The organism is Halorubrum sp. Ea8 (genome assembly GCF_002252925.1).
In the GTDB taxonomy this organism is placed as follows: domain Archaea; phylum Halobacteriota; class Halobacteria; order Halobacteriales; family Haloferacaceae; genus Halorubrum.
Map to the genome: position 1 here is coordinate 1 of NZ_NHPF01000066.1, position 7,889 is coordinate 7,889.

Genomic DNA, 7,889 nt, shown 5'->3' on the forward strand with positions numbered 1-7,889 from the left:
GAGGCGGCCGCCGACCGCGACGCCGTCGTCGTCGACGAACTGAGCGTGCCGGGCGCGTACGACAGCCCGCTGGCCGTCGACCGGCTCGCGCGCCGGGACGACGTCGACGCCGTGGCGGTTATCGGCGCCATCGTCACCGGCGACACCGACCACGACCACGTCATCGCGAGCGCGACCGCCGAGCAGCTCACGCGAGTGAGCCTCGACCGCGACACCCCCGTCACGTTCGGCGTGAGCGGCCCGGGGATGTCCGGCGCGGAGGCGCGCGAGCGCATCGATAAGGGCGCGGAGGCGGCCGAGGCCGCGATCGACCTCGCGACGGAGCTCGAATGAGCGCCGGAGACGACCCCCGACGGAACACACGACAATGAGCGAAGCATACGACTTCTCGGACCGGATCGGACGCGTAGAGCCCAGCGCGACGCTGGCGATATCGAACCTGGCGGCTGAAAAGGAGGCCGAAGGGGCCGACATCGTCGACCTCTCGGTCGGCGAGCCCGACTTCGACACCCCCGCGAACGTCGTCGAGGCCGGCAAGGACGCCCTCGACGCCGGCCACACGGGCTACACCTCCTCGAACGGGATCCCGGAGCTCCGGGAGGCGATCGCGGCGAAGCTCCGCGGCACCGGCATCGACGCCGACGCCGACGAGGTGATCGTCACGCCCGGCGGCAAGCAGGCGCTGTACGAGACGTTCCAGACCCTGATCGACGACGGCGACGAGGTCGTCCTGCTGGACCCCGCGTGGGTCTCCTACGAGGCGATGGCGAAGCTCGCCGGCGGCGACCTCTCCCGCGTCGACCTCGCTTCCCACGGCTTCCAGCTCGAACCCGCGCTCGACGACCTCGCCGAGGCGGTCTCCGACGACACCGAGCTGCTCGTCGTCAACTCCCCGTCGAACCCCACGGGCGCGGTCTTCTCCGAGGCCGCCCTGGAGGGCGTCCGGGACCTGGCCGTCGAACACGACATCGCCGTGATCTCCGACGAGATCTACGAGCGCATCATCTACGACGCCGAGCACGTCTCGCTGGCGAGCCTCGACGGGATGGCCGACCGCACGATAACGATCAACGGCTTCTCGAAGGCGTTCTCGATGACCGGCTGGCGGCTGGGCTACCTCCACGCGACCGAGGAGTTCGTCGGGCAGGCCGGCAAGCTCCACTCCCACTCCGTCTCCTGCGCGACGAACTTCGTCCAGCGTGCCGGCGTCGAGGCGCTGGAGAACGCCGACGAGTCCGTCGAGGAGATGCGGCGGGCGTTCGCCGACCGCCGCGACCTCCTCGTCGACCTGTTCGACGAGCACGGGGTCGACGTGGACGTCGGCGACGGCGCCTTCTACATGATGCTCCCCGTCGACGACGACGACCAGGCGTGGTGCGAGGCCGCCATCGAGGAGGCGTCGGTCGCGTGCGTGCCGGGCAGCGCGTTCAACGCCCCCGGACACGCGCGGATCTCTTACGCCGCCAGCGAGGAGCGCCTGCGCGAGGCGGTCGATCGGCTCGTCTCGAACGACCTGTTGTAAACGCGGGCGACTCCCGGCCCGTCCGCCGGCCGATTTCGCGGTGCGGCTCCCGGTGTTCACCGCACGTGAAAGCGGATCTGCTCCCGGCGTTCAGCGCGTGGGAGGGCGGATCGGCCGATAGCGCGAATCTGCGGTGCGTTTTTACCACTGCTCCCCGAAGTTTCAACTCGGTGGTAAGATGTACGACAACATACTGTACCCGACTGACGGGAGCGCCGGTTCGGAGGCGGCGGCAGCGCACGTCCGAGAGATCGCGTCTGCGTTCGACGCGACCGTGCACGTGTTGCACGTCGTCGACACCCGCGAGGGCGGGCTGGGCCTGAGCGGGGCGTTCCAAGAGGAGGAGAGCCAGGCGATGAGCGGTCGCTCGCCGGACGAGGGGTACATCGGCAGACACGAGGGCGAAGCCGATACCGACGAGATCGAAGACGAGCTCGCGGCCCACGCGAAAGAGCTCATGGAGGGCCCGTCCGACTCCCTCGACGGGATCGACCTGCGGACCGCCGTCGAGATGGGGACTCCCCACTCGGCGATCCTGCGGTACGCCGACGAGAACGACGTCGACCTCGTGGTGATGGGGACCCACGGTCGGACCGGCGTCGAGCGCTACCTGCTCGGCAGCGTCGCGGAGAAGGTGGTACGGATGGCGGACCAGCCGGTGGTGACCGTCCGGGCCGACGAGGGCGAGTGACCGCGCGGGTCCCGGCTTCGCCGAGTCGAACGTCGCCGATGCGACGTTCCGAAACCCTTACTCCCGGTCCGGGACACCTCGACGTATGAGCGATACGTCCGAGTCGACGGATGACGCGGCCGCCGTCGACGCCGAGGAGGTCCGCCACGTCGCGGAGCTGGCCCGGGTTCGCCTCGCCGACGAGGAAGTCGAGGCGTTCGCCGCCCAGTTCGGCGACATCCTCGACTACTTCGAGGCCCTCGACGAGGTCCCCGAGACCGAGCGCGAGGAGGAGCTCGTCAACGTGATGCGCCCCGACGAGGTCGAGACGGGGCTCTCCCAAGAGGAGGCGCTGTCGAACGCCGAAGAGACCGAGGACGGCTACTTCGTCGGCCCGAAGGTGTCGTAGATGGCGGCGGACTACAACGCCTTCATCACCGAGGCGACGATCGAGGGCGACGCCGACGCCGAGGGGCCGCTCGCGGACGCGACCGTCGCGGTCAAGGACAACATCTCCACCGAGGGGGTCCGAACGACCTGCGGCTCCGAGATGCTCGCCGACTACGTCCCGCCGTACTCCGCGACCGTCGTCGACCGGCTGACGGCCGCCGGCGCGACGGTCGTCGGGAAGGCGAACATGGACGAGTTCGGGATGGGGACGACGACGGAGACGTCGGCGTTCGGCCCCACGCGGAACCCCGCGGACCCGGAGCGCGTCCCCGGCGGTTCCTCTGGCGGGTCGGCGGCGGCGGTCGCCGCGGGCGAGGCCGACCTCGCGCTCGGCTCCGACACCGGCGGGTCCGTGCGCTGTCCGGCGGCGTTCTGCGGCGTCGTCGGGATCAAGCCGACGTACGGGCTCGTCTCGCGGTACGGCCTCGTCGCGTACGCGAACTCCCTCGAACAGATCGGCCCGATCGCGGGCACGGTCGAAGAGGCGGCCGCCGCGCTCGACGTCATCGCCGGGCCGGACCCGAACGACGGCACGACCCGCGACCTCGCCGACGTCGAGGGCGCCGACCCGGACGCGAGCTACGCCGCGGCCGCCGACGGCGACGTCGACGGGCTCACGGTCGGGATCCCGACGGAGCTGTTCGAGGGCGCCGACGAGCGCGTCGTCGAGACGGTCGAGGCCGCGATCGCGGACCTCGAAGCCCGGGGGGCGGAGACGACCGAGATCTCGCTGCCGTCGGTCGAGCACGCGGTGCAGGCGTACTACGTGATCGCGATGGCGGAGGCGTCCTCGAACCTCGCGCGCTTCGACGGCGTGCGGTACGGGAACCGCGCCGAGTCGGACGGCAACTGGAACGAGTCGTTCGCGGAGACGCGCGAGGAGGGGTTCGGCGCGGAGGTCAAACGCCGGATCCTCCTCGGCACGTACGCGCTCTCGGCGGGCTACCACGACAAGTACTACGAGAAGGCGCAGGACGCTCGCGCGTGGGTCCGGCAGGACTTCGAGGCGGCGTTCGACGACGTCGACGTGATCGCGTCGCCGACGATGCCGGTGCTCCCCTTCGAGCTCGGCGAGAGCCTCGACGACCCGCTGCGGATGTACCTCGCGGACGCGAACACGACGCCGGTCAACCTCGCGAACCTCCCGGCGGTCTCGGTGCCGGCCGGCGAGGCCGACGGGCTCCCGGTCGGCCTCCAGATCGTCGGCCAGAAGTTCGACGAGGAGACGGTGATACGCGCCGCGAGCGCGGTCGAAGCCGCCGAATAGCGGACTCCGACTGCGACTCTTAACTCGCGTAAAACCGCGTTGAGCGTCTCGCCCGGTTATGTGCCTCCCGCCCCTCCTCCCGAGCGCATCATGACCGAAACCGAATCGACGACGGACGCGTTCGATCGCGACGCCGTTCGCTCGGCCTCTCGGATCGCCATCGCGGCGCTCGCGCTGGTGGGCGTGCTGTCCCTGTTCACGCTGCTCCCGGGCGTCGGTCGACTCGTTCCGCTGACGCCGGTCACGTTCGCCGCGGTCGCCAGCGCCGTGGTGACGGTCGCGGTCGTCGCCCTCCTCGCGTACGCCGCGCCGAAAGTCGCCTCGCTGACGCGCGCCGCCCTCCACCGGACCGACGCCGCGGAGCGCGTCGAACACATCGCCGAGAACGGCGGCGCGATGGCCTACTGGCTCGTCGTGCTCGCCGCCGTGCTGGTCGCGCACCGCGGACTCGCCGGCGCGATCGTCCCGCTGATCGACGGGTTCGCGTGGGCGTACGACGCCGCGTTCCTGATCGCGTCGTTCGTCCCGCTCGTCTTCGCCGTGGCGCGGCTGACGGTGACCGTCGACCCGCTCTCCGAGCTCGTCGCCGACCGCGTGACGGGACCGGAATCGCCCGGCGCGGTCGGGGACGCCGGCGCGGACGCGTCTGAGAGGAGCGCTGGCGACGCCGACGCCGCCGGGTCCGAGGCCGCGACGTCCGAGGGCGACCCGACCGATTCGCACACGCACTGGGCCGAAGACCGATGGAACGCTGACGAGACCGCGGACGAGGTCACGGACGAAGCCGCCGACGGGGACGCGGACGCGTCCGACGGCGAGTCGACGGCCTCCTGACCGAATTCACGGCCTCCTGAACGAGTCGACTGACCCCGCTCCCCGTCCCGGACTGCGATCCGGAACGTCCATACCTGCCCCGGTGAAGGTGACTGTATGGCGCTGACCGACGAGGAGCGGAGCCGGCTCGCCGACATCGTCCGGCTCCAGCCGACGAAGAACGGCGAGCTGCAGGACGCGTGGGAGCTCGACAGCGGCAGCGAGGTGCACCAGTACCTGCAGAACCACCTCGAGGAGTACTACTACCGCGACGACGACAGCCTGATCCGATCGACCGCCGAGGCGAACGACCTCGTCGACGTCGAGCCCGGGATCGAGGCGGACGCGGTCGCGAGGGGCGGCGCGCCGGAGACGATCCGCGTCCCGGAGCTTGTGGTGCAGGTGTTCGAGGTGGTGGCCGATCCCGACGAGCGCTCGCAGTCGGTCGTCAGCGTGCTCAACGCGGTTCGGGAGGCGTTCGACGTCGACCCGGAGGTCGACGAGGTGCGGCGCGCGCTCCGAACGCTCGAACGGAAGAACGTCGTCGAGGTCGTCTACCGGACCGTGCCGACGTTCAAGCTCGCCGTCGAGCGCGACGAGGTCACGGTCGAAGTGAGCGAATAATTGATTTAAAAGGTAGTCGTCGGAGCGGAGATAGTCGAGGGAGGGATAAATCGGGTCGCCTCGGTCGCCGGCTTATAAATATCCAACCCGTGGTCGGCTGAGAACGCTTCCGAAGCCCCAGCCGCTCGCTTATAAGTGATTAATTCCGGATAGCCGGTGACTACCTCTAAAGCCCCGGCCGCGAGGAGCACGCACGCTCGCTGCGTTCCTCAGTCACTCACTTCGTTCGCTCCTTGCGGTACTTGCGTCGCCTGCGTGCTCCTCGCGGCTGCCCCTTTGAGTCCACCCGCACAGCGACCGCACCTCACGCCTCCCCAGCCTCGGCGGCCGGCCCGGCGCGGGCGGAGCCGCGCCGGCCCGCCGCCTCCCTCGCGCTCGGTTCGCGCCCGGTGGGGCGCTCACCGGAGCGCGCCGCCGCATACCGTTTATAACCAATTACTGAACGCGCTATCGAGACTCCCCCGCGTCACATCCCCATGTCGGCGGCGGCGTCGGGGACCGGCAGGTCGTTGACGGCGACGCCGAGCAGCTCCGCGGCGTGGTCCAGCGCCATGTCGAACCCGTAGTACCGCTCCAGCTCGTCGCCGTTCGGCCCCGGGCGAACCTTCAGCATCGCGTAGCCGTCGACGTTCTGCGCGACGGTCGCCTCGGCGCCGTCGGCGGAGAACGTGAGCAGCCGCTCGCCGTCGGTCTCCTCGTAGCGCGCCGCGATCCCGTTCGCTTCGGCCTCGCTGGACTCGCCCTCGGTCGACTCCGCTCCGGCCTCCCCGTCGGCCGTCGTGTCGCTCATACCACCGGTAGGGGCCGGTCCCTGTCGTATCTGTCGGTCGTCGGGACCGGGGCTCGGCACCGCGCGGCGCCGCCTACCGCGGGTCCCAGCCGTGGAACTCGTCGCCCGGCTCCAGTTCGAGGTCGAACGCCTCGATCATCCCGCCGAGCCCGGCGTACCCCTGCGCGAGCGCGGCGATGCCGACCACGGTCTCGTCGTCGTACGCGGCGGCGACCTCGCCGTGGGCGATCGCGTCGACCTCGCGGCGGACGACCGCGACCGCGTACTCGACCAGCGTCGTCTCGTCGGCGTCGAGGTCGGTCAGGTCGTCGGTTCCGATCCCGGCGATGACGTCGTCGCCGATCCCGACGCCGCGGGCGATGTTGACGTGCTGGTGCCACTCGTAGCGGTTGCGCGTCTCGCTCGCGGCGGCGAGGATGACGAGCTCGCGGTCCCGGTCCGAGAGGCCGCTGTCGGTCCACAGCGAGCCGAGGAACGAGCGCAGTCCGGCGAGCACCTCCGGGTTGTTGCCGAGCGACCGATAGACGTGGAGCGGTTTCCCCTGGAGCGACGACTCCAGCAGCTCCTCGTACTCCTCGGGCACGTCCGACGCGTCGACGTATGGTACGCGGGCCATGCCGGGGCCTCGCCGCCGACCGGCATAGCTGTGGGTGTCCCGGACGACCCCGCCGGATCGATCCGGGATGGCAAGGTTAAGGGACGCCACGCGCGTATCGCTGCCAATGAGTACCGAGGTGTCGCGGCGGCGGGCGTGGGTGATCGCCGCGCGGCCGCAGACGCTGCCCGCGGCGGCGGCGCCCGTGATCGTCGGCGTCGGGCTCGCCCTCCGAACGGGCGCGTTCGCCCCGCTCCCGGCGCTCGCGGCGTTCGTCGGCGCGGCGCTGATCCAGGTCGGCACCAACTTCGCGAACGACTACTACGACGCCATCCAGGGGGCCGACACGGACGACCGCGAGGGGTTCACCCGCGTCGTCGCCAGCGGCCTCATCGAACCGGCCGAAGTGAAGCGGGCGATGTGGCTGACGTTCGCGGCCGCGATCCTCGTCGGCACCTACCTCGTCGCCGTCGGCGGCGTCCCGATCCTCGTGATCGGACTGGCGTCCGTCGCCGCCGGGATCGCCTACACCGGCGGCCCGTACCCCCTCGGCTACCACGGCCTCGGCGACCTCTTCGTCTTCGTCTTCTTCGGCGTGATCGCCGTCACGGGCACCTACTACGTGCAGGCCGCCGCGCTCGTCGGCGAGGCGTTCCCGCTGTGGATTCCCCAGGGTACGGTCACCCTCGCCGCCGTCGTCGCCAGCCTCCCGATCGCCGCGCTCTCGACGAACATCCTCGTCGTCAACAACGTCCGCGACCTGGAGGAGGACGCGGCGACCGGCAAGCGCACCCTCGCGGTCCGGTTCGGCTACCGGTTCTCGCGCGTCCAGTACGTCGGGCTGCTCGCGCTCGCCTACCTCACCCCCTTCTGGTTCCTCGCCCGCGGGGACGGCCCCGCGGTGCTGCTCCCGCTCGTCACGCTCCCGCTCGCGGCCGCCGTCGCGCGCACCGTCCTGACCGAGACCTCGGGCGACGCGCTCAACCCGGCGCTGGAGTCGACCGGAAAGCTCCTCGCGGCCTACGCGGTCGCGTTCGCGGTCGGCCTCGCGCTCTGACCGATGCGGCTCCGCCCCTTCTCGCTCGACCTGACGAGCCCGCTCGGCACCGCCCGCGGCGCCATCACGGAGCGCGAGGCCGACCGCGAACGCGACCGCGT

General features: G+C 70.9%; 10 protein-coding genes. 8 read left to right on the top strand and 2 right to left on the bottom strand.

Going from position 1 to position 7,889, the window contains the following annotated elements:
- The 7 genes from ribH to DJ74_RS05560 all read left to right on the top strand — a co-directional run.
- The coding region (gene ribH, locus DJ74_RS05530; RefSeq protein WP_094526618.1) for a 6,7-dimethyl-8-ribityllumazine synthase at positions 1-333 on the top strand (333 nt) is incomplete at its 5' end.
- Between the two features lie 34 nt (positions 334-367).
- Positions 368-1,522, top strand: coding sequence for a pyridoxal phosphate-dependent aminotransferase (locus tag DJ74_RS05535; protein ID WP_094524009.1), 1,155 nt, complete (start codon positions 368-370; stop codon positions 1,520-1,522).
- A 178-nt stretch (positions 1,523-1,700) separates the two neighbouring features.
- Entirely contained in the window at positions 1,701-2,213 is a 513-nt protein-coding gene (locus tag DJ74_RS05540) for a universal stress protein (protein WP_094526619.1), read from the top strand.
- Between the two features lie 85 nt (positions 2,214-2,298).
- Positions 2,299-2,601, top strand: a complete 303-nt coding sequence (gene gatC, locus DJ74_RS05545) for an Asp-tRNA(Asn)/Glu-tRNA(Gln) amidotransferase subunit GatC (RefSeq protein ID WP_094524011.1) — start codon at positions 2,299-2,301, stop codon at positions 2,599-2,601.
- Positions 2,602-3,909: an Asp-tRNA(Asn)/Glu-tRNA(Gln) amidotransferase subunit GatA gene (gene gatA / locus DJ74_RS05550; RefSeq protein ID WP_094526620.1), complete on the top strand. Its 1,308-nt coding sequence runs from the start codon at positions 2,602-2,604 to the stop codon at positions 3,907-3,909.
- A 90-nt stretch (positions 3,910-3,999) separates the two neighbouring features.
- Entirely contained in the window at positions 4,000-4,743 is a 744-nt protein-coding gene (locus DJ74_RS05555) for a hypothetical protein (protein WP_094526621.1), read from the top strand.
- A gap of 96 nt (positions 4,744-4,839) precedes the next feature.
- Complete coding sequence (locus DJ74_RS05560; RefSeq protein ID WP_094526622.1) at positions 4,840-5,346, top strand: DUF5797 family protein; 507 nt, start codon at positions 4,840-4,842, stop codon at positions 5,344-5,346.
- Positions 5,347-5,812: 466 nt separating this feature from the next.
- Here the strand turns inward: DJ74_RS05560 and DJ74_RS05565 are convergent, their stop codons facing one another.
- Both DJ74_RS05565 and DJ74_RS05570 read right to left on the bottom strand, forming a co-directional pair.
- Positions 5,813-6,136, bottom strand: coding sequence for a hypothetical protein (locus DJ74_RS05565; protein ID WP_254922144.1), 324 nt, complete (start codon positions 6,134-6,136; stop codon positions 5,813-5,815).
- 73 nt (positions 6,137-6,209) lie between these two features.
- The gene (locus tag DJ74_RS05570) at positions 6,210-6,752 is read right to left on the bottom strand and encodes a carboxymuconolactone decarboxylase family protein (protein ID WP_094524015.1); all 543 of its coding nucleotides are present in this window, start codon (positions 6,750-6,752) and stop codon (positions 6,210-6,212) included.
- A gap of 106 nt (positions 6,753-6,858) precedes the next feature.
- Here DJ74_RS05570 and DJ74_RS05575 point away from each other — a divergent pair, with 106 nt between their 5' ends.
- On the top strand, positions 6,859-7,788 hold the full coding sequence (locus DJ74_RS05575) for a 1,4-dihydroxy-2-naphthoate polyprenyltransferase (protein ID WP_094526623.1): 930 nt from the start codon (positions 6,859-6,861) through the stop codon (positions 7,786-7,788).
- The last annotated feature ends 101 nt before the right edge of the window (positions 7,789-7,889 follow it).

Coding starts and splice junctions, on each gene's coding strand:
- DJ74_RS05535 (WP_094524009.1), top strand. CDS start 368: ATGAGCGAAGCATACGACTTCTCGGACCGGATCGGACGCGTAGAGCCC.
- DJ74_RS05540 (WP_094526619.1), top strand. CDS start 1,701: ATGTACGACAACATACTGTACCCGACTGACGGGAGCGCCGGTTCGGAG.
- gatC (WP_094524011.1), top strand. CDS start 2,299: ATGAGCGATACGTCCGAGTCGACGGATGACGCGGCCGCCGTCGACGCC.
- gatA (WP_094526620.1), top strand. CDS start 2,602: ATGGCGGCGGACTACAACGCCTTCATCACCGAGGCGACGATCGAGGGC.
- DJ74_RS05555 (WP_094526621.1), top strand. CDS start 4,000: ATGACCGAAACCGAATCGACGACGGACGCGTTCGATCGCGACGCCGTT.
- DJ74_RS05560 (WP_094526622.1), top strand. CDS start 4,840: ATGGCGCTGACCGACGAGGAGCGGAGCCGGCTCGCCGACATCGTCCGG.
- DJ74_RS05565 (WP_254922144.1), bottom strand. CDS start 6,136: ATGAGCGACACGACGGCCGACGGGGAGGCCGGAGCGGAGTCGACCGAG.
- DJ74_RS05570 (WP_094524015.1), bottom strand. CDS start 6,752: ATGGCCCGCGTACCATACGTCGACGCGTCGGACGTGCCCGAGGAGTAC.
- DJ74_RS05575 (WP_094526623.1), top strand. CDS start 6,859: ATGAGTACCGAGGTGTCGCGGCGGCGGGCGTGGGTGATCGCCGCGCGG.